Source organism: Burkholderia aenigmatica (assembly GCF_048627025.1).
Taxonomy (GTDB): Bacteria; Pseudomonadota; Gammaproteobacteria; order Burkholderiales; family Burkholderiaceae; genus Burkholderia; species Burkholderia aenigmatica.
Window position 1 is genome coordinate 909,434 of record NZ_CP184469.1, and the last position, 19,430, is coordinate 928,863.

Here is a 19,430-nt window from a genome sequence, read left to right on the forward strand (position 1 = left end):
GTTCGGAGTGCTTCGATGATTCGGAAGATGAACGGACGGGGTGGGGTGCCCCGCAACGGCGCGCTGCCCGCGCGCCTGTCGCGCGTCGGCGCGGCGGTGCTGACGCTCGGGCTGGCCTGCGCGTCCGCCGCGCACGGGCAATCGCTCGAGGCGCAGGCGGCGACGGGGAAAGCCGCGCCGACCGAGAGCGTGGTGATCAACCTGATCAACCTGCTCGTGAAGCGTGGCGTGCTCACGCAGCAAAACGCGAACCAGCTGATCAGCGAGGCGCGCACCGAGGCCGTGCAGGCGAGGTCGGCCCGCGCATCGGGCGCGCCGGTCGTGGCGGGTGGGGTCGTCAATCCGCCGACGCAGCCGGGCGATGTCGCGGTGCCGTACGTGCCGCAGCTCGTGCGCGACCAGATCCGCGACCAGGTGAAGCAGGAAGTGATCGCGCAGGCGAAGGCCGAGAACTGGGCGCAACCGAACACGTTCCCCGACTGGGTGTCGCGCATCAAGCTCGACGGCGACCTGCGCGTGCGTGACGAGTATCACTTCTATGGCGGCCGCAACACGAACGGCGTGACGAATTTCGCGGCGATCAACCAGGGCGGCGGGTTCGACGTCAACTCGAACACCAACAACACGCAGATTCCCACGCAGAACACGCGGGAGAACCGCAACAACCTGCTGCGCTACCGCGCGCGGCTCGGCGTGACGGCGACGCTGTCCGACGAAATGATCGCCGGCATCCAGCTCGCGAGCGGCAACGACAACGGGCCCGTGTCGACCACGGCCACCGCGGGCGGCGGCTTCGCGAAGAAGAACATCTGGCTGAACAAGGCGTTCTTCGCGTACCGGCCGACGCCGTGGCTGAACCTGACGGCCGGCCGGTTCGACAATCCGTTCTTCAAGTCGGACCTGGTGTTCTCGGACGACCTGATGATGGACGGCCTCGCCGCGAACCTGCGCCATGCGCTGCCGTGGAATCCGGACGTCACGCTGTTCGGCACGCTCGGCGTGTTCCCGATCCAGTACACGAGCGAGAACTTCCCGTCGAACAGCACCGACAAGGCCGGCAGCGACACGAAGTGGATGTTCGGCGCGCAGTTCGGTGCCGACTGGAAGATCGACGCGAAGAACCGGCTGCGCGGCGCGGTCGCGTACTACGACTTCCAGAACATGCGCGGCACGCTGTCGTCGCCGTGCGCGCTGTATCTGGGCGCGACGAGCTGCAGCACCGACAACGAGGCGCCGGCATTCATGCAGGGCGGCAACACGCTGGTCGCGCTGCGCAACATCGTGCAGAACCCGAATCTCGCGCCGGGGATGACGCCGCAGCCGCAGCTGTTCGGCCTGGCCTACAACTACCGGCTGCTCGACCTGAAGGCGCAGTGGGACACGGTGGTGGCCGATCGCTTCAAGCTGCGTCTCGACGGCGAATACGTGCGCAACCTCGCGTACAACGACAACAAGGCGTTCGCGGCGGCGTCGCTGCCGGTCAACAACTACGATTCGACGTCGGTGAACGCGACGCGCGCCGACTACCGCAGCGGCCCGAACGGCTTCCTCGCGAAGGCGACGTTCGGCGAGCCGGAGCCGCGCGAGAAGGGCCAGTGGAACTTCTCGATCGCATACAAGTACCTGCAGCCGGACGCCGTGCTCGACGCGTTCAACGATCCCGACTTCCATCTCGGCGGCACCAACGCGCGCGGCTACGTGCTCGGCGCCGCGTATGCGGTCGCACGGGACACGTGGGTGTCGGCCCGTTACCTGAGCTCGAAGGAAGTGTACGGGCCGCCGGTCTCGATCGACGTGCTGCAGATCGAGCTCAATGCTCGCTTCTGACCGGAGCCGCGGATGAACACGATCACTCGCACGATGTTCGCGGCCAGCGTGGCCGGCACGCTGCTGCTTGCGGCTGGCGGCGCGCACGCGCAGAGCATCGAGGACAAGCTGCGCAGCCAGTTGCGCTCGACCGTGCAGGAGCTGCGCCAGTTGCAGGACAACCAGGCGCAGTTGCAAAGCGACAAGGTGGCGGCCGAGAAGCAGCGCGACGACGCGCTCGCGCAACTGAAGGCGATGCAGGGGCAACTGGCGGCCGCGCACGGCGACTCGGGCGCCGAAGCGGCCGCGAAGCGCGCGCTCGCGCAGGAGCGGGCGGGCCGCGAGCAGGACGCGAAGTCGCTCGCGAAATACAAGTCGTCCTACGAGGACTTGCTCGCCGTGTCGCGCGCCCGCGATACGCAGCACACGCAACTGCAGAAGGACGTGGCGGCGCGTGACACGCAACTGAAAACCTGCCAGGCACACAATGCCGAGCTGTATCGCGTGGGGCACGAGATTCTCGACGCCTACGAGCACGTCGGGATCGGCACGCTGTTCTCGTCGCGTCAGCCGTTCGCGCAGTCGGCGCGCGTGAAGTACGACGACATTGCGCAACGCTACGGCGATGCGCTGTATGCGGGCAAGTACGACCCGGCTGCGCGGCCCGTTGCCGCCACGCCGGCACCGGCATCGGCCGCTGCGGCAAACCCGCAGTGAGCGCGCGGCCCGCAGCCGGGGTCGAACCGATCGATTCGTTGAATACGGGGAACACAGACATGCAAGACAAGCAACCGAACGCCGGCGATGAACGCGCGGCACACGATGCGCCGATCGAAGCGATCAGCGCCGACCACCTCGCCGACGTGCTGCGCCGCGCGGGCTACCGCGTGACGGCGGCGGAACAGAACGGCGCGGTGCAACTGATGAGCGCGAGCCAGGGCATCGGCTTCGCGGTGCGCTTCGGCAACCCGGCCGCCGTGCTCGCGCCGCAGGGGCCCGACGCATCGCCCGCGTCGCTGCTGTTCATCGACTACACGCTGTCGTGCGTGCTGCAGGTGCAGGGTGAATTGCCGGCAGAACTCGTCGCGGACTGGAACCGGACCAAGCGCTTCGCGCGTCTCGCGAGCCACGGGCCGTTTCTCGCGCTGGAGATGGACGTGGTCGTCGCGGGCGGCGTGTCGGAGCGCTATCTGCGCTCGACGATCGAGCTGTGGGATCGCCTGATTCAGGAGTTCCTGCTGCACCTGCGCAACCGTCCTGCGATGGCCGAGCAGGAAGCGGCGGCGCGCGCGGCGGCGGCAGGCGATCCGGCCACCGCGTCGGCCGCCGAGGCGGCAACGGCAGTCGCCGGGCTCGAGGCTGCCGCGCAGTGACGCTCGGCGCGAGCTGGCGCGCCGGCGGCCGGATCGGCGCTGCGCTGCGTGCGCTGCTGCCCGGCCGTGCGTGGCACGACGCGGATGCGATCGCCGCCGGCGATGCACCCGCCGCGTGGGGCGCGTATGCACGGCGCATCGCGCAGTGGCTGCAGGCGACGCTCGACGGCGACGACGCAGCGGTGTGCCGCCTGCGCGCCGGCATCGAGCGCTGGGCCGGTGAGCTTGCCGATGCCGGCGACGATGGTCCCGAGCTGCCGGTGCGTGCGTGGCTCGACCGGTACGGGCACGTGACGCGCATCGACAGCGGTGCGGCCGGGCAACCGGAACTCGACGCGGCGCTGCACGCCGCACTCGTCGGCCGGGCGGTCGGCGCAGCGCCGCCACGCGGGATGGCGCAGCCGCTCGTCCTGCGCATGACGCTGACGGACGCGCGCTGATGCAGCGTCCGCATTTCAAGAGCAATCGAGAGGGCAGTCGAACGATGAAGACGAAGATGAAGATGCTGGCGATCGTGGCAGGCGGTCTCGCGCTGGCCGTGCCGCTCGTTTCGCACGCGCAGGACGACGTGATCGCGAATGCCGCGCAGGCGTCGGTCACGCAGGCCGATATCGCGGAGCTGTTGAAGGCGGTGAGCCCCGAAGGGCGCGAACGTCTCGCGGCCGATCCCGGGGCGCTGGACCAGGTCGTGCGCTCGACGCTTGCGCAGAAGGCCGTGCTGGCCGAGGCGAAATCGAAGGGCTGGGACAAGCAGGCGCAGGTGCAGGCGGCTGTCGAGCAGGCGCAGCGCGATATCGTCGTGCGCAGCTATCTGGCATCGGTGAATGCGCCGCCGGCCGACTATCCGTCGGACGCGGAGCTCCAGTCCGCGTATGACAAGAACCGCGCCGCGTTCACTGCGCCGCGCGCCTTGCACGTCGCGCAGATCTATATCGCGGTGCCGCCCAACGCGGATGCCGCGACGCTCGACAAGGCGCGCAAGCAGGCGGCCGATCTCGCGAACCGCGCGCGCAGTGGCGACTTCGCGGCGCTCGCAAAGGCGAACTCGCAGGACAAGGCGAGTGCCGCGAACGGCGGCGATCTCGGTTTCGTGCCCGATCAACTGATGGTGCCGGCGGTCCGGCAGGCGGCCGACGCGCTGAAGCCGGGCCAGGTCTCCGCGCCGATCCAGACGCCGGCCGGCTTTCATGTCGTGAAGCTGATCGACATCCGCGCGGCCGCGCCGCGCCCGCTGGCCGACGTGAAGGAGCAACTGCGCGCGATGCTGCGTGCGCAGCGCACCCAGCAGAATGCGCAGGCGTATCTCGCGAAGCTGGCGGCGAACGCGCCGATCAACGAAGACGCGCTGAAGAAAGCGCTCGCGTCTGCCCGGTAGGCACGCTCATGGCAATCGTCCGTTCGACACCGCGCGTCGACGTGCCCGACGCGCGCACGCCGGGGCGACGCCGCCCGGCCGCGGCCGCCGACCGCCCGCGCATGCCGAAGGCCAACCCGTGGCCGGGCCGGCCCGGCGAGTGGCCCACGCATTGCCCGCTGTGCTTCGGCGCGCTGGAGCCGTTGCCCGGCGCGGGCGGCTACGCGCGGCACCGGAGCGCGCGGTGTTCCGCGCAGTGCGTGCTCACGACGCGCCAGTATCAACCGGACGAACTGACGATTCGCGGCTCGCGCGACGTGCAGGTCGCCGCCCGGCACCGCGAGCGCTTCGTCGCGCAGTGGGCGCGCCATTACGCGCTGATGCGGCGGGCGTGGCCCGCACTCACGATCGGCCGCTTCATCGCGGTGGTCGCCTGTGTCGACGTCGCGGATCTCTGGTCGTACCGGATGTTGCGCGACGACGATCTGGCGGCCGTGCTGCTCGTGCTGGCCGGCTTCCTGCGTGTGCCGGACGCGGCGGGCACCGATGCACCGGGCCCCGACCCGCGCGCGCCGACGGTGCGCTGGGTGCGGTTCTGGTTCGACGCGAGCGTGCGCGACGTCGGCGATCTGTGGACGGCCGGCAGCGGTGCGCCAGCGCTGTTTCGCGTCGACTACCGCGAACCGCTCGTCACGCCGTATCCGACCGGCGCACAGGTGCATGCGTGGCAGCCGGTCGACGACATGCGCGACGCGTGGGCGCAACGGATCGATGCGCAAGAGCCTGCCGTCGAAGCGGCCGATGGCGCGGCGTTCGCGCGTTTCCTGGCGCGCGCGGCGACGCCGGGCACGCACCTGTGATGGCGGCCGTGAAGGCGCCATGGCGCCATTTCTGAAGGAGACGCACATGAAGATGCGACGAAGCGGAATCGCGACGATCGTCTGCCTGCTGCTGGCAGCCGGTGCGCACGCGCAGGGGGGACGCGCGGCGGCGAGTGCGGCCGTGCCCGCGCCGGCCAGTCCGGGCTCGGCCGCGAAGCCGGTGTGTGTCGATGCGGAAGTCGACGGCAAGCGCGCGCTGTCGTACGACTGCCTGAGCCAGCAACTGAAGCCGAAGGCCGACCCGCAGGCGGGGGCATCGCAAACGGATTCGGAGCGGCTGTCGAAGCAGCCGTCGAACCGTCTCGGCACGTTCAACCTGTCGACCGAGCGGAACCGTTTCGGCTCGAACTGGGGCCGGTCGGTGACGCCGCAGCGGCCCGATGCGCCGGTCGCGGTGCCGCCGAAGTAACGCACGCGGCCGAGCGTGCGGCGCAGGTATCGATGGGCCGGTTGCGTTCCGGCGCGAACTGACGAGGAGCAGCAACATGACGGCGGGCAAGCACATGAACCGGGCGGCAATGCTGCGAGCGATGGCCGGCGGGCTGGCATTGGCCTGTGCGTGCGCGTGCGGTTGTTCAACGGCAACGGCTGCCGAGCGGCCCGCGCAGCCGGGTGCCGCATCGGCAGCGCCAGCGCCAGCGCCGACCGTCGCGCTGCCGAATTTCGCCGCGCTGGTGCGACGTGTCGGCCCGGCCGTCGTCAACATCAGCGTCACGCGCGAAGTCACGCAGCTGGGCATCCAGTTGCCGCCCGGCATCGCGCCCGATCATCCGCTCGCGCCGTTTCTGGCGCGGCGCGTGATCGGCAACCGCGAGGAAGTGAGCCTCGGCTCCGGCTTCATCGTCAGTGCGGATGGCGTGATCCTGACCAACCGGCACGTGGTCGGCGACGCCGTTGCGATCGACGTGAAGCTGACCGACAAGCGGCAGTTCAAGGGGCGCGTGATCGGCAGCGATCCGGTATCCGACGTCGCGGTGATCCGCATCGACGCGCACAACCTGCCGGTCGTTGCGACCGGCGACCCGGCGCGCACCGAAGTGGGCGACTGGGTGATGGCGATCGGTTCGCCGTACGGGTTCGCGAACACGGTCACGCAGGGCATCGTCAGCGCGAAATCGCGCTCGTTGCCCGGCGAGCGGGCGATCCCGTTCATCCAGACCGACGTGCCGATCAACCCCGGCAATTCGGGCGGCCCGCTGTTCGATCTCGGCGGCCGCGTGATCGCGATCAACTCGATGATTTTCTCGAAGACGGGCGGTTATCAGGGGCTCGCGTTTGCGATCCCGATCGATATCGCGCTCGACGTGAAGGACCAGTTGCTGCGGACCGGCAAGGTCACGCGCGGCCGGCTCGGCGTGGCCGTGCAGGAGGTGAGCCAGGCGCTCGCGCGGTCGTTCGGCCTCGCGAGTCCGGACGGCGCGTTGATCACCATGGTCGAGCCGGATGGCCCGGCCGCACACGCGGGCCTGCAGCCGGGCGACGTCGTGCTCGCGGTCGACGGCAAGCCGGTTGCCGAATCGGCGGACCTGCTCGGCACCGTGGCGGGCATGCGGGCCGGGCGGCAAGCCGACCTGCTGGTGTGGCGCGCGGGACGGGCGATGCACGTGAGCGCGACGGTTGGCGCATTCGACAGCGGCACGGCGTCGGCCGGTGGCGAGCAAGGGCCCGCGCGATTCGGGCTCGCGCTGCGCGCGGCGACCGAGCAGGAGCGGCAGCGGCTCGGTGTCGGGCAGGCGCTCGTCGTCGAGCAGGCGAGCGGGCAGGCCGCCCGCGCAGGCTTGCAGCCCGGCGATATCGTGCTGTCGGTCAACGGCACGTCGGTCGCGAGCATCGGCGCGCTGATGACCGAGATCGACGCCGCGCACGGCAACGTCGCGCTGCTCGTCCAGCGTGGCGGCACGCGCTTGTATGTGCCGATCGAGATCGGTTGAGGGTCGCATGACACGACACGACGCAGCACGACGGCGAACCGTCGAAACGGGAGACGGGATGAAGCGAATGCAGGAGTGGGGCGCAGCGGGATGGCTGCGGACGATCGCTGTCGCGTGGGCGCTGGCCGGGTGCGCCGTGCCGGCCATCGCGCAGACGGCCGACGTGCCGCAGGCGTGGATCCGCTACGGACAGCTCGCCGGGCAGCAGTTCCAGACCTGGCTCGAAGCCGACGGCGACGCGGCCGATCGTCTGCACCGCTATCTCGAGGCGCGCGTACTGAACGCGCGTGCCGATGCGCCACCGCCCGCGATCGTCGTGCGCGCGTGGATCGGCATGAACGGCGCCGTCACGCGCGTCGAATTCGCGTCGCTCGGCGATCCCGACGCGGACGCGACGCTGCGGCAACTGCTCACGGCCGGCCCGCTGGCGGAACCGCCGCCGCCCGACATGCTGCAGCCGTTGCGCGTGCGCCTGCGGCTCGCGCCGAATCCCGATGCGGCGGCCGCCGCGCCGGCATCGGCGGCGCGCATGCCGTGATGCGCGGGGGGCGGGCGTCGACGTCGCCGGATATCATAATAAGATATGAGGTTATTGCGTTGGCGGGACGATGACGCCTCGCTTCTTCAACAGGAGCCACCCATGCAACTGACCCCGTTGGGCGCGCATGTCGCCCAGTTCGGTTTCCCCGAGCGGCAGAGACACGTGCAGGCGCTGATCTCCGGCACGGCCGATATCAACACGTATGTTTCCGCCGGCGTCTGCTACGATGCCGCAGCCTATGTGCGGTACCTGATGCGGGCTGACGCAATGATCACGCCCAACACGCTGCTCGACACGATCGGTCAGCACTGGCGACCGCGGTTCAACTTCGAGAACGGCGGCGAATGGGACGGGCACGCGCCCATTCAGGCCGGGACCGCGGTCGGCTTCTCGCGTGGCGGCACGGTCTTTCATGCGGCGATCGCCATCGGCGGCACCCGGATCCGCGCCGTAAACGGCGGGCTTCTCGGCAGCGGATGGCGGTATGCGGTCGACCTGGCAAGCGTGCTCGAACCGGACGCGGCCGGCGGCTTCAAGTACGACCGCACGAACATCCGGGTTCATCTGTCGCACCTGTAGCCTGCGGGCGTCTCGGCGGTCTCCGCGGTACAGGCCACGGTGGTCTCGATCAGTCGGTGGCTCGCCTCGCACACGGCCGGGCGGCGGCTGTCCCGCCGTCCGGCGATTTCCGCATGGCGTCGCGCTGCCCATCGCTGCTATCCTCTCGACCGTGAATGACTCTTCCGGGAGTCGTGGCGGCGCATGCTGCGTCGCGGCGAAGTGCGCGGGTGCAACTGCGTGCGCGCCGGGGCGGCACGACCGGCCGTCCACGACGATCCATGACCTGTTTCGTGATTGATTTCCTCCCGTCCATGCCCACATGGCCAAGACAACGATGAGCAACGCACCCGACCAAGCCGCGCCCGGCGACGATGAATCGTCCGGCGGCGGTTCGTCCTATCTGGTGCCGGGGCTCGAACGCGGGCTGCGGATTCTCGCCGAATTCTCCGCGCGCGAGCCCGTGCTCGGCGCGCCCGAGTTGTCGAAGCGCATCGGCATTCCGCGCACGACCACGTTCCGCCTGCTGCAGACGCTCGAAGCGCTCGGTTTCCTCGAGCGCGTGAACGGCGACCGTTATTTCCGGCTCGGCGTCGGCGTGCTGCGGCTCGGCTTCGAATACCTGAATTCCCTCGAACTGACCGATCTCGGTGCGCCCGTGCTCGAACGGCTGCGCGACACGACCGGCCTGTCGACGCACCTGCTGATCCGCGATCAGCGCGACGTCGTGTTCGTCGCGAAGGCACAGAGCAACGCGTCGATGTTCGGTTCGGTGAAGGTGCACGTCGGCACGCGCCTGCCCGCGCACGCAACCGTGCATGGCCACGTATTGATGGGCGACCTGACGCGCGACGCGCTGCGCCAGCTCTATCCGGAAAAGCGCCTCGAGCAGTTCACCGAGCGCACGCCGGGCAGCGTCGACGAGTTGTACGAACGCGTGCGCCATTACGCGCGGCTCGGCTACGCGGTCAGCGAGGCGGCATTCGAGAGCGGCATTTCGGCCGTCACCGCGCCCGTGCGCGATCATTCGGGCTCGATCGTCGCGGCGATCACGGCGACGGTGCCGCGCTCGGAGATCGGCGAGGCCGGCGAGAAGGAACGGCTCGTCGAAGCCGTGTGCGGCGCGGCGGTCGATCTGTCGCAGCGGCTGAACTATCGTCCGCTCGAAAGCGACCCGACGTTCGCACACGCGCGCCACAAGGTCGCGATGTTCTGAGTGTTCCGATGTGCGGCCGGCGGCCGTGCCCATGCAATGCGCGAAAGACAAAAGCGGCCCGCGGGCCGCTTTTGTCGTTTCAGGCGGCGAAGCGCCTGCCACCGTTCGTTCAGAACGAGTGGTGGATCCCGGTGAGCACGATTACCTGGTTCGCGGTACTCGACACGCCTGCCGTGAAGAACGCGGCCTGTGCGCCGCCCGAACCGTGCTCATACAACACGTTCGCATACAGCTGCGTGCGCTTCGACAGCGAATAGATGTCGCCGAGCTCGACCTGCGTCCAGCGGCGGCCGGCCAGCGTCGTGGTCGCCGCGCCGCCCGCGATCGTGTTGAACGCGCTGCTGCGGTAGTTCACGCCCGCGTCGTAGCTCTGGAACGTATCCGAAAAGCCGTTCGACTGCATCTTCGTGCGCGTGTACAGGCCATGCACGAGGAAGTCGCCGAACTGGTAGGACGCACCCGCGCCGATGTTTTCCACCTTGCTCGCGGTATAGCCGGTCGCGGTGTTCTGCCCCTGGAACGACGTGATGCCGGTCGTGCTGATCAGGATCGCGCGGTCGTGCTCGTTCGAGTACACGGCCGATGCCTTGAACGGCCCGTTCGCGTAGTTCAGCGCGACGCCGACCGACTTGCCGGTCGAGAAGTTCGTCGTGTTGCCGAGCGCCATCGTCGCGGCGGCCGAGAAGCCCGCGAAGGTCGGCGAGCGGTACTTGACCGAGTTGTTGTACGGCACGTTGCCGGTCGCGGCGAGCCCGTCGATGTTGCCGGGGTGGAACGCGTACCAGCTCATCGCGAGGTAGGCCGTGCTGAGCGGATCGAGATAGTCGAACGACAACGGCGTCTGGCGGCCGAGCGTCAGCGTGCCGTAGCGTTCCGAGCTGAGGCCCACGAACGCCGCGCGGTTCCAGATCGTGTTCGCGGTCGCGAACTGGCCGTTGTTCGTATAGAAGCCGTTTTCGAGCTGGAAGATCGCGGACAGGCCGTCGCCGAGGTCTTCCTTGCCTTTCAGGCCCCACCGATCGGGCTGCGTATTGCCCTGGATCATCGCCCACTTCGCATGGCCGCCGACGTTGTTCACGTACGCGACACCCGCATCCATGCTGCCGTACAGCATCACGCTGCTCTGCGCCCACGCGCCCGACGCGGCGCCCAATCCGATCACTGCTGCTGCTACCGCATGCTTGACCATTTGATCTCCTGAATCTCCAACCTGATGAAAACGTGCCGTGGCGGCATGCGCAGGAACGGCCGGCCGTCGCGCGTTTTCGCCATCGGGCGGGCATTTTAATGTTCCATATAAGGAACGATGTGCCTCTGATGGAATGGAGTATAGAGGCGTCACGCACCGGATCAAAAATAATTTTTTCGGGACGGATGGGTTTCGGAACGATGCCCGGCGGCGGTGCGCGAAGCCCGCGTAAACCCGGTAAATCCCCGTCATATAACAAAAAATTTCATTTAATGAGATGGATGGACGTGATCGCCAACCCGACGGTCAGTGTTTTCCCTAGGGCATACACCTTTTTGTTTTACTCGTGGAAAGTCACTCCTATACTCACCATCCATAAACTGCTGTTCCGGGTATGGAACAAATCGGAACCAACCGAGAGTCGATCAGAAGGAAGGGTGTGAGATGTCTGAACAATGGGTTTGCGCCGGACACGCCGGCGCGCTGTCGGAAGACACGCCGATCGAGTTCAAGCGGACCGACGGCGTCGAGATCGGGATCTATCGCGTCGGCGATGAGGTGTACGCGCTCGAGAACGTGTGCCCGCATGCGTACGCGCTGCTGACGCAGGGGTTCGTCGACGAAGGCACGGTCGAATGCCCGTTGCACGAGGCCGTGTTCGACATCAAGACGGGCGAATGCCTGAAGGGTCCGGGCGGACGCGCACTGAAGCAGTACGCGGTGCGTCTCGCCGGCGAGGAAATCCAGATCAAGGTGGAATGACATGAAAGAAGCGACCGTCAACTTCAATCCCTTCCTGAAGCCGTGGGTGGCGCCGCAGCCGAACAACGTCGCGGGCAAGGGGCAGATCGAGATCCCCGGCCAGGTCGAGAACCAGGTCTGGCAGAACCGCAAGGCCGCACCGACCCAGTACGAAAACGACCTCGGCGATGCGCTCGAGCGCGTGTTCGAAGCCGGCGCGATCGAGCTGGACGACGTCGTCGCGGGCCTGAACCGCATCGGCTTCCGCGCGCCGGACGGCACGGCGTGGACCGCCGAGCGCTTCCGCGCCGAAATGGCCGCGCTGGCGGAATGAGCGCTCGAGCGCCGATCGCCGACCCGACGACAACCGCATCCGGAGCACACTGATGACGTCCCCCGAACAACACGCAGCACAACACGACCCGGTCCGTGCCTATCTCGACCGCGGCATCAAGAACTACTGGTATCCCGTCGCGCCGAGCTGGCAGGTGTCGAACGCACCGGTCGGCCTCACGCGCCTGTCCGAGCAGATCGTGCTGTGGCGCGATCACGACGGCAAGGTTCACGCGCTCGAAGATCGCTGCCCGCACCGCGGCGCGCGCCTGTCGCTCGGCTGGAACCTCGGCGGCAACATCGCCTGCTGGTATCACGGCATCGAAGTCGACGGCGGCGGCACCGTGAACCGCGTGCCGGCGGTGTCGAACTGTCCGCTCGAAGGCACGAAGTGCGTGAAGTCGTATCCGGTCGAAGAGAAGGCCGGCGCGATCTTCCTGTGGTTCGGCGACGAAGCGCACGGCGAGCCGGCGCCGCTGAACCTGCCCGAGGAACTGGTCGACGACGAATACGGCCACTTCCTGTGCGTGTCGAACTGGACGTGCAATTACCAGTACGCGATCGACAACGTGATGGACCCGATGCACGGCGCGTACCTGCACGCCACCTCGCACTCGATGGCCGAAGGCGACAAGCAGGCCGACATGCGCGTGCGCAAGACGGAAACGGGGCTGATGTTCGAGAAGATCGGCCAGCGCGACGTGAACTTCGACTGGGTCGAGCTCGGCGAAACGGGCTGCCTGTGGATGCGCCTCGCGATTCCGTACAAGCAGAAGTTCGGCCCGGGCGGCAACTTCGGGATCATCGGTTTCGCGACGCCGGTCGACGGCGACAACTGCCAGGTCTACTTCTGGCGCACCCGCAAGGTCAGCGGCTGGCAGCGCGACGTGTGGCGCTTCATGTACCGCAACCGCCTCGAGGGCCTGCACTGGGACGTGCTCGAGCAGGACCGCTACGTCCTCGAAAGCCTCGCGCCGAATGCGCGCGATCACGAATACCTGTACCAGCACGATGTCGGCATGACGCGCGTGCGCCGGATGCTGCGCACGCGTGCGCAGGAGCATCTTTCCGCGCTCGACGCGCATCGCGCGGCGCAGGCGCAGGCCGCATCGGAGCCGGCAAATGGCTGAGCGCGCTCCGGTCGTGTCGCTCGCGGGGCGCCGCGTGCTCGTCACGGGCGGCGCGCGCGGGCTCGGCGCGGCGTTCGTGACGGCGCTCGTCGAAGCGGGCGCGCAGGTCGCGTTCGGCGACGTGCTGGCCGACGAAGGCCGCGCACTTGCCGCGCAACTCGCCGAAGCCGGCCATGTCGCCCATTTCTTCGCGCTCGATCTCGCCGATCCGGCGAGCGTCGATGCGTTCGTCGCGCAGGGCGCGGCGGCGCTCGGCGGCATCGACGCGCTGATCAACAACGCGGCGATCACGAACTCGGGCGGCAAGCTGTCGACCGAGCTCGACGTATCGACGTGGGACGCCGTGATGAACGTGAACGTGCGCGGCGTGTGGCTCGTCAGCAATGCGGCGCTGCCGCACCTCGCGCAGTCGGGCCGCGGCGCGATCGTGAACCTCGCGTCGGACACCGCGCTGTGGGGCGCGCCGAAGCTGCTCGCGTACGTCGCGAGCAAGGGCGCGGTGATCGCGATGACGCATGCGCAGGCGCGCGAGTTCGGCGCGCACGGCGTGACGGTCAACGCGATCGCGCCGGGGCTCACCGAAGTCGAGGCCACGGCCTACGTGCCGGCCGAGCGCCACGCGTTCTACATGCAGGGCCGCGCGCTGACACGCGCGCAGGTGCCCGACGACGTGACGGGCCCCGTGCTGTTCCTGCTGTCGGACGGCGCGCGCTTCGTGACGGGTCAACTGCTGCCGGTGAACGGCGGCTTCGTGATGAATTGATTGAATTGAAGTTTTCACTCTGATGAAGGAGAGGACGATGGCGGACGCCGATCTCGAACGCAAGTCGTGGGACCAGCCGGAAGGCGCAAGCTTCAACGACTGGATGGAAGGGCGCGTGGCGCGCTACGCGACCCGTCGCTACGACTGGGACGCACTGAAGTTCCAGGCCGACTACGACCCGAAGTACCGCCGTGCGCAGATGCGCTACGTCGGCACGGGCGGCACGGGCGTCGCGAAGGACGTCAACACGGTGCCGGCCGGCGGCTTCACGTTTTCGACGATGGTCATCCCGGCCGGCAACATCGGCCCGAGCCACATCCACATGGACGTCGAGGAAATCTTCTTCGTGCTGCGCGGCAAGATGAAGGTGATCTGCGAGCGTGACGGCGAGACGTGGGAAGCGATCCTCGGCGAGCGCGACCTGATCTCGGTGCCGCCCGGCGTGTATCGCACGGAAATCAACATCGGCGAGGAAGACGCGCTGATGTGCGTGATGCTCGGTTCGCCGAAGCCGATCACGCCGACGTATCCGCCCGATTCGCCGCTCGCGAAGATCAAGCGCTGAAACGGAGCGGGTGAAGCAATGAGTGTCATCGACAAACGTGAACGCGACCGCACCGCGGCGTTCGCCGCGCTGCTCGGGCAGTTTCCCGAACAGCGTTGCGCGGCCGGCGCGGCGGGCACGATCGGTTATCGCGAGGCCGGCGCGCAGCATGCGGGCCGTGCGCTGCCCGTCGTGCTGCTGCACGGCATCGGCTCGGGCGCCGCATCGTGGGTCCGCCAGCTCGACACGCTCGGCGCATCGCGGCGCGTGCTCGCATGGGATGCGCCCGGTTATGGCGTGTCGACGCCGGTGCACGGCGCGTCGCCGGCCGCCACCGATTACGCGGCATCGCTGAACGCGTGGCTCGAGGCACTCGGCATCGAACGCTGCGTGCTGGTCGGTCATTCGCTCGGCGCGATCATCGCGGGCGGTCTCGCCCGCGTGATGCCCGCGCGGATCGCCGGCCTGCTGCTGGTGTCGCCCGCGGGCGGCTATGGCAGCGCACCGGCCGAAACCCGCGAATCGCGCCGTGACGCGCGGCTCGCGATGCTTGCCGAACTCGGCCCGGCCGGGCTCGCCGAGCAGCGCAGCGGCAACATGCTGTCCGGTTTCGCGAACGAGGATGCGCGTGCGTGGGTGCGCTGGAACATGGCGCGCATCGTGCCGGCCGGCTACGCGCAGGCCACGCATCTGCTCGCGAATGCCGATCTCGCGGCCGATCTCGCCGCCTTTCGCGGCCGCACGGCCGTGGCCGTCGGCGCGAACGACGCGATCACGCCGCCCGCCGCGTGCGAGCGGATTGCCGCGGCCGCGCACGTCGGGCTGCAGGTGATTCCGCAAGCGGGCCATGCCGGCTACGTGGAAGCACCGACCGTTTATTCCGCACTGATCGACACGTTCTGCCGTCAGTGCGACCAACAGCGGGGACTGGCATGAACGAACCGCTACAACAACCCGATACCGAAAACGGGAAAGCCGAAGCCAGCTACGTGGTGCCCGGCCTCGAACGCGGGCTGCGGATCCTCGCCGAATTCTCGCCGCGCGAGCCCGTGCTCGGCGCGCCCGAATTGTCGAAGCGGCTCGGCATTCCGCGCACGACGGTATTCCGTCTGCTGCAGACGCTCGAATCGCTCGGCTTCCTCGAGCGTGCGGACAAGGATCGCAATTACAAGCTCGGCATCGCCGTGCTGCGGCTTGGCTTCGAATACCTGAGCTCGCTGGAGCTGACCGATCTGGGCCTGCCCGTGATCGAGAGCCTGCGCGACGCGACCGGCTTCACGACGCACATCGTGATCCGCGACGGCCGCGACGTGGTGTTCGTCGCGAAGGCGCAGAGCCAGGCGCCGGTGTTCAGCTCGATCCGCGTGAACGTCGGCACGCGCTTGCCCGCGCATGCGACGACGCACGGCCACGTGCTGATGGGCGACCTGTCGTTGAAGGAACTGCATGCGCTGTATCCGGAAGGCGCGCTGAACCGGATGACGAACGCGACGCCGGAGACGGTCGACGCGCTGTACGAAGTGATCCGCGAGGATGCGCTGCGCGGCTACGGCGTCAGCAATTCGTCGTTCGAGCGCGGTATCTCGGTGGTGACGGCGCCGGTGCGCAACGAGACGCAGAAGATCGTCGCGTGCATCACGGTGACGGTGCCGAGGCCGGAGATCGACGCGGCGCTGATCGCGGATGGTCTGATCGACAAGGTGCAGCGCGCGGCGGCGGAATTGTCGCGGCGGCTCAATTACCGCTCGGATGACGAGCACACGTTTCTGAAGGCTTTAGGACTCCGATGATTCAGATCGATCTGACCGGGCAGGTGGCGGTGGTGACGGGCGGTTCGTCCGGCATCGGCCTCGCGACTGCCGAACGGTTCCTGCAGGCGGGCGCGTCGGTCGCGATTTGCGGCCGCGACAGCGAGCGCCTGGCGCGCGCCGAAGCGATGCTTGGCGAGAAATATCCGGGTGCGCAACTGCTCGCCGCACGCTGCAACGTGCTCGATGAGCAGGATGTGGCTGCGTTCGCTCAAGCGGTTTCGTCACGCTTCGGTCGTGCCGACATGCTGGTCAACAACGCCGGCCAGGGCCGCGTGTCGACCTTCGCCGACACGACCGACGACGCGTGGCGCGAAGAGCTCGAACTGAAGTATTTCAGCATCATCCGCCCGACCCGTGCGTTCCTGCCGCTGCTGCGCGACGCGCAGGCGCCGACGATCACCTGCGTGAACTCGCTGCTCGCGCTGCAGCCGGAGCCGCACATGGTCGCGACGTCGTCGGCGCGCGCGGGCGTGCTGAGTCTCGTGAAGTCGCTCGCGACCGAACTCGCGCCGCAGCGCATCCGCGTGAACTCGATCCTGATCGGCATCGTCGAGTCGGGCCAGTGGCGCCGCCGCTACGAAGCGCAGGCGCAGGCCGGCGAAAGCTGGGAGGACTGGACGGGCGCGATCGCCCGCACGAAGAACATTCCGCTGAACCGCTTCGGCAAGCCTGACGAGGCCGCCTGGGCACTCTTTTATCTCGCAACGCATCTGTCGTCGTACACGACGGGCAGCCATATCGACGTTTCTGGAGGCTTTGCACGCCATGTCTAAAAAAACCACGGTTGGCGAGCTGATTGCCGCCTTTCTCGAGCAGTGCGGCGTGAAGACCGCATTCGGTGTCATCTCGATCCACAACATGCCGATCCTCGACGCGATCAACTCGCGCGGCAACATCCGGTATGTCGGCGCACGCGGCGAAGCCGGCGCGTTGAACATGGCCGACGGCCTGGCCCGCGTGTCGGGCGGCCTCGGCGTCGCGTTCACGAGCACGGGCACGGCGGCGGGCAACGCAGCCGGCGCGATGGTCGAAGCGCTGACGGCCGGCACCGCGCTGCTGCACGTCACGGGGCAGATCGAGACGCCGTATCTCGACCAGGATCTCGCGTACATCCACGAAGCGCCGGACCAGCTGTCGATGCTGCATTCGATCTCGAAGGCCGCGTTCCGCGTGCGCACCGTCGAAACCGTGCTGCCGACGATCCGCGAAGCCGTGCGCATCGCGCAGACCGCGCCGACGGGCCCCGTTTCGGTCGAGATTCCGATCGACATCCAGGCTGCCGAAATCGAATGGCCGGAAGACCTCGCACCGGCACACGTCACGGTGCGCGAGCACGACACCGCACGCGTCGCGAAGCTAGCCGACGCACTGGCGGCCAAGCGCCGCCCGCTGCTGTGGCTCGGCGGCGGCGCGCGCCACGCACGCGAGGAAGTCGAACGCCTCGTGAAGCTCGGCTTCGGCGTCGTGACGAGCGTGCAGGGCCGCGGCGTGCTGCCCGAGGATCACCCGGCGACGCTCGGCGCGTTCAACGTGCACGCGTCCGTCGAGGCGTTCTACAAGACCTGCGATGCGCTCGTCGTCGTCGGCTCGCGCCTGCGCGGCAACGAGACGCTGAAGTACAAGCTCGCGCTGCCGCAGCCGCTGTTCCGCGTCGATGCCGACGCGCTCGCCGACAACCGCGGCTATCGCAACGAGTTGTTCGTGCACGGCGATTCGAAGCGCGTGCTGGCCGAGCTGGCCGACCGCCTCGAAGGCCGCCTGTCGGTCGATCCGCAATTCGCCGCCGATCTCGCGGCAGCGCGCGAGCAGGCGGTGGCCGACGTGTCGAAGGGCCTCGGGCCGTACAAGCAGCTCGTCGACACGCTGCAGGGCGCCGTCGGCCGCGACTACAACTGGGTGCGCGACGTGACGATCTCGAACAGCACGTGGGGTAACCGCCTGCTGAAGATCTTCGAGCCGCGCTCGGGCGTGCATGCGCTCGGCGGCGGCATCGGCCAGGGCATCCAGATGGGCATCGGCGCGGCGCTGGCGGATGCGGCTGCGAAGACGGTCTGCCTCGTCGGCGACGGCGGCCTGATGGTCAACGTCGGCGAGCTCGTCACGGCCGTGCAGGAAAACGCGAACGTGATGATCGTGCTGATGAACGACCAGTGCTACGGCGTGATCCGCAACATCCAGGACGCGCACTACGGTGGCCGCCGCTGCTTCGTGCAGCTGCACCAGCCCGATTTCGCGCAGTTCTGCGCGAGCTTCGGCCTCACGCACTACCGGATCACGTCGCTCGACCAGGCGGAAGCGATCGTGCGCGAAGGGATGGCGAAGGAAGGGCCGGTGATGGTCGAGGTCGACATGCTGTCGGTCGGCTCGTTCGCGTCGAACTTCGCGGGCCCGCCGGTCAAGAAGGAAGAGCCGTCGGAGCGCCAGTATGCGTAACGGCCACGCACCCGTCGACGTCGCGATGATCGGCTTCGGTGCGATCGGCGCGGCCGTGTACCACGCGGTCGAGCACGATGCGTCGCTGCGCATCGCGCACGTGATCGTGCCGGAACACCAGCGCGCGGCGGTGCAGGGCGTGCTGGGCGGCGCGGTGGAGGTCGTGTCGTCGGTCGACGCACTGGCCCGCCGCCCCGAGTTCGCGCTCGAATGCGCGGGCCACAGCGCGCTCGTCGATCACGTCGTGCCGCTGTTGAAGGCCGGCACCGACTGCGCGGTCGCATCGATCGGCGCGCTGTCCGATCTCGCGCTGCTCGACGTGCTCGCGCAGGCGGCCGACGAAGGCGATGCGACGGTCACGCTGCTGTCCGGCGCGATCGGCGGGATCGACGCGCTGGCGTCCGCGCAGCAGGGCGGCCTCGACGAAGTGCTGTACGTGGGCCGCAAGCCGCCGCTCGGCTGGCTCGGCACGCCCGCCGAGGAACTGTGCGACCTGCGTGCGATGACCGCGGAAAAGGTGATCTTCGAAGGCAGCGCGCGCGATGCCGCACGCCTGTATCCGAAGAACGCGAACGTCGCGGCCACCGTCGCGCTCGCGGGCCTCGGGCTCGACGCGACGCACGTGCGCCTGATTGCCGATCCGGCCGTCGAGCGCAACGTGCATCGCATCACCGCGCGCGGCGCATTCGGCGAGATGTCGCTGGAAATGAGCGGCAAGCCGCTGCCCGACAACCCGAAGACGTCCGCGCTGACGGCGTACAGCGCGATCCGCGCGCTGCGCAACCGCGCGGCCCGCTGCGTGATCTGACCGGGCCATTGAATGTCC

The 19,430-nt window shown here is 68.4% G+C and carries 22 protein-coding genes; 21 read left to right on the plus strand and 1 reads right to left on the minus strand.

Going from position 1 to position 19,430, the window contains the following annotated elements; translation table 11 throughout:
• Positions 1-15 precede the first annotated feature (15 nt).
• The 11 genes from ACN8ZM_RS21165 to ACN8ZM_RS21215 all read left to right on the plus strand — a co-directional run bounded on the left by ACN8ZM_RS21165 (position 16) and on the right by ACN8ZM_RS21215 (position 9,660).
• A complete protein-coding gene (locus ACN8ZM_RS21165) occupies positions 16-1,827 on the plus strand; it encodes a putative porin (protein WP_420212274.1) in 1,812 nt (603 codons plus the stop codon).
• A 12-nt stretch (positions 1,828-1,839) separates the two neighbouring features.
• Positions 1,840-2,523, plus strand: a complete 684-nt coding sequence (locus ACN8ZM_RS21170) for a hypothetical protein (protein WP_089452510.1) — start codon at positions 1,840-1,842, stop codon at positions 2,521-2,523.
• Positions 2,524-2,582: 59 nt separating this feature from the next.
• Positions 2,583-3,179 carry a YbjN domain-containing protein gene (locus ACN8ZM_RS21175; RefSeq protein ID WP_043177376.1) on the plus strand — a complete coding sequence of 199 codons (597 nt, stop codon included), beginning with the start codon at positions 2,583-2,585 and terminating at the stop codon, positions 3,177-3,179.
• Positions 3,176-3,619 (plus strand): hypothetical protein, encoded by a 444-nt coding sequence (locus ACN8ZM_RS21180; RefSeq protein ID WP_420212275.1) that lies wholly within the window; start codon positions 3,176-3,178, stop codon positions 3,617-3,619. The genes ACN8ZM_RS21175 and ACN8ZM_RS21180 overlap by 4 nt, the downstream gene beginning before the upstream one ends.
• A 44-nt stretch (positions 3,620-3,663) precedes the next feature.
• The gene (locus ACN8ZM_RS21185; protein WP_420212276.1) at positions 3,664-4,554 is read left to right on the plus strand and encodes a peptidylprolyl isomerase; all 891 of its coding nucleotides are present in this window, start codon (positions 3,664-3,666) and stop codon (positions 4,552-4,554) included.
• 8 nt (positions 4,555-4,562) lie between these two features.
• Positions 4,563-5,393, plus strand: a complete 831-nt coding sequence (locus ACN8ZM_RS21190; RefSeq protein WP_420212277.1) for a hypothetical protein — start codon at positions 4,563-4,565, stop codon at positions 5,391-5,393.
• A gap of 46 nt (positions 5,394-5,439) precedes the next feature.
• Entirely contained in the window at positions 5,440-5,823 is a 384-nt protein-coding gene (locus ACN8ZM_RS21195) for a hypothetical protein (RefSeq protein ID WP_122949553.1), read from the plus strand.
• A gap of 76 nt (positions 5,824-5,899) precedes the next feature.
• Positions 5,900-7,345: a Do family serine endopeptidase gene (locus ACN8ZM_RS21200; protein WP_420212278.1), complete on the plus strand. Its 1,446-nt coding sequence runs from the start codon at positions 5,900-5,902 to the stop codon at positions 7,343-7,345.
• Positions 7,346-7,403: 58 nt separating this feature from the next.
• Positions 7,404-7,883: a YbaB/EbfC family DNA-binding protein gene (locus ACN8ZM_RS21205; protein ID WP_420212279.1), complete on the plus strand. Its 480-nt coding sequence runs from the start codon at positions 7,404-7,406 to the stop codon at positions 7,881-7,883.
• Between the two features lie 102 nt (positions 7,884-7,985).
• Positions 7,986-8,465: a type 6 secretion system effector deamidase TecA gene (gene tecA / locus ACN8ZM_RS21210; RefSeq protein ID WP_043177360.1), complete on the plus strand. Its 480-nt coding sequence runs from the start codon at positions 7,986-7,988 to the stop codon at positions 8,463-8,465.
• A gap of 301 nt (positions 8,466-8,766) precedes the next feature.
• Positions 8,767-9,660, plus strand: a complete 894-nt coding sequence (locus ACN8ZM_RS21215; protein ID WP_089452517.1) for an IclR family transcriptional regulator — start codon at positions 8,767-8,769, stop codon at positions 9,658-9,660.
• 109 nt (positions 9,661-9,769) lie between these two features.
• On the opposite strand, the gene ACN8ZM_RS21220 is transcribed toward ACN8ZM_RS21215, so the two are convergent.
• Positions 9,770-10,849: a porin gene (locus tag ACN8ZM_RS21220; protein ID WP_043177357.1), complete on the minus strand. Its 1,080-nt coding sequence runs from the start codon at positions 10,847-10,849 to the stop codon at positions 9,770-9,772.
• Between the two features lie 444 nt (positions 10,850-11,293).
• Here ACN8ZM_RS21220 and ACN8ZM_RS21225 point away from each other — a divergent pair, with 444 nt between their 5' ends.
• The 10 genes from ACN8ZM_RS21225 to ACN8ZM_RS21270 are packed head-to-tail and all read left to right on the plus strand — an operon-like array spanning position 11,294 to position 19,412.
• Positions 11,294-11,611 carry a non-heme iron oxygenase ferredoxin subunit gene (locus ACN8ZM_RS21225; protein WP_006758060.1) on the plus strand — a complete coding sequence of 106 codons (318 nt, stop codon included), beginning with the start codon at positions 11,294-11,296 and terminating at the stop codon, positions 11,609-11,611.
• 1 nt (position 11,612) lies between these two features.
• Entirely contained in the window at positions 11,613-11,924 is a 312-nt protein-coding gene (locus tag ACN8ZM_RS21230) for a recombinase-like helix-turn-helix domain-containing protein (RefSeq protein WP_043177351.1), read from the plus strand.
• Positions 11,925-11,976: 52 nt separating this feature from the next.
• Entirely contained in the window at positions 11,977-13,053 is a 1,077-nt protein-coding gene (locus tag ACN8ZM_RS21235; protein ID WP_420212280.1) for a Rieske 2Fe-2S domain-containing protein, read from the plus strand.
• Positions 13,046-13,816 (plus strand): SDR family oxidoreductase, encoded by a 771-nt coding sequence (locus tag ACN8ZM_RS21240; RefSeq protein WP_174920687.1) that lies wholly within the window; start codon positions 13,046-13,048, stop codon positions 13,814-13,816. The genes ACN8ZM_RS21235 and ACN8ZM_RS21240 overlap by 8 nt, the downstream gene beginning before the upstream one ends.
• A gap of 37 nt (positions 13,817-13,853) precedes the next feature.
• A complete protein-coding gene (locus ACN8ZM_RS21245; protein ID WP_043177345.1) occupies positions 13,854-14,381 on the plus strand; it encodes a cupin domain-containing protein in 528 nt (175 codons plus the stop codon).
• Positions 14,382-14,399: 18 nt separating this feature from the next.
• On the plus strand, positions 14,400-15,296 hold the full coding sequence (locus tag ACN8ZM_RS21250; RefSeq protein WP_420212281.1) for an alpha/beta fold hydrolase: 897 nt from the start codon (positions 14,400-14,402) through the stop codon (positions 15,294-15,296).
• Positions 15,293-16,150, plus strand: coding sequence for an IclR family transcriptional regulator (locus ACN8ZM_RS21255; RefSeq protein WP_089496640.1), 858 nt, complete (start codon positions 15,293-15,295; stop codon positions 16,148-16,150). Before ACN8ZM_RS21250 ends, ACN8ZM_RS21255 begins: the two co-directional genes overlap by 4 nt.
• On the plus strand, positions 16,147-16,944 hold the full coding sequence (locus ACN8ZM_RS21260; protein ID WP_420212282.1) for an SDR family oxidoreductase: 798 nt from the start codon (positions 16,147-16,149) through the stop codon (positions 16,942-16,944). The genes ACN8ZM_RS21255 and ACN8ZM_RS21260 overlap by 4 nt, the downstream gene beginning before the upstream one ends.
• Positions 16,937-18,604 carry a thiamine pyrophosphate-binding protein gene (locus ACN8ZM_RS21265; RefSeq protein ID WP_043177334.1) on the plus strand — a complete coding sequence of 556 codons (1,668 nt, stop codon included), beginning with the start codon at positions 16,937-16,939 and terminating at the stop codon, positions 18,602-18,604. The genes ACN8ZM_RS21260 and ACN8ZM_RS21265 overlap by 8 nt, the downstream gene beginning before the upstream one ends.
• Entirely contained in the window at positions 18,597-19,412 is an 816-nt protein-coding gene (locus tag ACN8ZM_RS21270) for an aspartate dehydrogenase (RefSeq protein WP_043177331.1), read from the plus strand. Before ACN8ZM_RS21265 ends, ACN8ZM_RS21270 begins: the two co-directional genes overlap by 8 nt.
• Positions 19,413-19,430: the final 18 nt, after the last annotated feature.

Bases quoted from the DNA above. Each gene is read 5' to 3' on its own strand.
- ACN8ZM_RS21230 (WP_043177351.1), top strand. From the start codon at position 11,613: ATGAAAGAAGCGACCGTCAACTTCAATCCCTTCCTGAAGCCGTGGGTG.
- tecA (WP_043177360.1), top strand. From the start codon at position 7,986: ATGCAACTGACCCCGTTGGGCGCGCATGTCGCCCAGTTCGGTTTCCCC.
- ACN8ZM_RS21245 (WP_043177345.1), top strand. From the start codon at position 13,854: ATGGCGGACGCCGATCTCGAACGCAAGTCGTGGGACCAGCCGGAAGGC.
- ACN8ZM_RS21220 (WP_043177357.1), bottom strand. From the start codon at position 10,849: ATGGTCAAGCATGCGGTAGCAGCAGCAGTGATCGGATTGGGCGCCGCG.
- ACN8ZM_RS21215 (WP_089452517.1), top strand. From the start codon at position 8,767: ATGGCCAAGACAACGATGAGCAACGCACCCGACCAAGCCGCGCCCGGC.
- ACN8ZM_RS21175 (WP_043177376.1), top strand. From the start codon at position 2,583: ATGCAAGACAAGCAACCGAACGCCGGCGATGAACGCGCGGCACACGAT.
- ACN8ZM_RS21240 (WP_174920687.1), top strand. From the start codon at position 13,046: ATGGCTGAGCGCGCTCCGGTCGTGTCGCTCGCGGGGCGCCGCGTGCTC.
- ACN8ZM_RS21255 (WP_089496640.1), top strand. From the start codon at position 15,293: ATGAACGAACCGCTACAACAACCCGATACCGAAAACGGGAAAGCCGAA.
- ACN8ZM_RS21250 (WP_420212281.1), top strand. From the start codon at position 14,400: ATGAGTGTCATCGACAAACGTGAACGCGACCGCACCGCGGCGTTCGCC.
- ACN8ZM_RS21170 (WP_089452510.1), top strand. From the start codon at position 1,840: ATGAACACGATCACTCGCACGATGTTCGCGGCCAGCGTGGCCGGCACG.
- ACN8ZM_RS21195 (WP_122949553.1), top strand. From the start codon at position 5,440: ATGAAGATGCGACGAAGCGGAATCGCGACGATCGTCTGCCTGCTGCTG.
- ACN8ZM_RS21235 (WP_420212280.1), top strand. From the start codon at position 11,977: ATGACGTCCCCCGAACAACACGCAGCACAACACGACCCGGTCCGTGCC.
- ACN8ZM_RS21270 (WP_043177331.1), top strand. From the start codon at position 18,597: ATGCGTAACGGCCACGCACCCGTCGACGTCGCGATGATCGGCTTCGGT.
- ACN8ZM_RS21260 (WP_420212282.1), top strand. From the start codon at position 16,147: ATGATTCAGATCGATCTGACCGGGCAGGTGGCGGTGGTGACGGGCGGT.
- ACN8ZM_RS21190 (WP_420212277.1), top strand. From the start codon at position 4,563: ATGGCAATCGTCCGTTCGACACCGCGCGTCGACGTGCCCGACGCGCGC.
- ACN8ZM_RS21265 (WP_043177334.1), top strand. From the start codon at position 16,937: ATGTCTAAAAAAACCACGGTTGGCGAGCTGATTGCCGCCTTTCTCGAG.
- ACN8ZM_RS21200 (WP_420212278.1), top strand. From the start codon at position 5,900: ATGACGGCGGGCAAGCACATGAACCGGGCGGCAATGCTGCGAGCGATG.
- ACN8ZM_RS21205 (WP_420212279.1), top strand. From the start codon at position 7,404: ATGAAGCGAATGCAGGAGTGGGGCGCAGCGGGATGGCTGCGGACGATC.
- ACN8ZM_RS21185 (WP_420212276.1), top strand. From the start codon at position 3,664: ATGAAGACGAAGATGAAGATGCTGGCGATCGTGGCAGGCGGTCTCGCG.
- ACN8ZM_RS21165 (WP_420212274.1), top strand. From the start codon at position 16: ATGATTCGGAAGATGAACGGACGGGGTGGGGTGCCCCGCAACGGCGCG.
- ACN8ZM_RS21225 (WP_006758060.1), top strand. From the start codon at position 11,294: ATGTCTGAACAATGGGTTTGCGCCGGACACGCCGGCGCGCTGTCGGAA.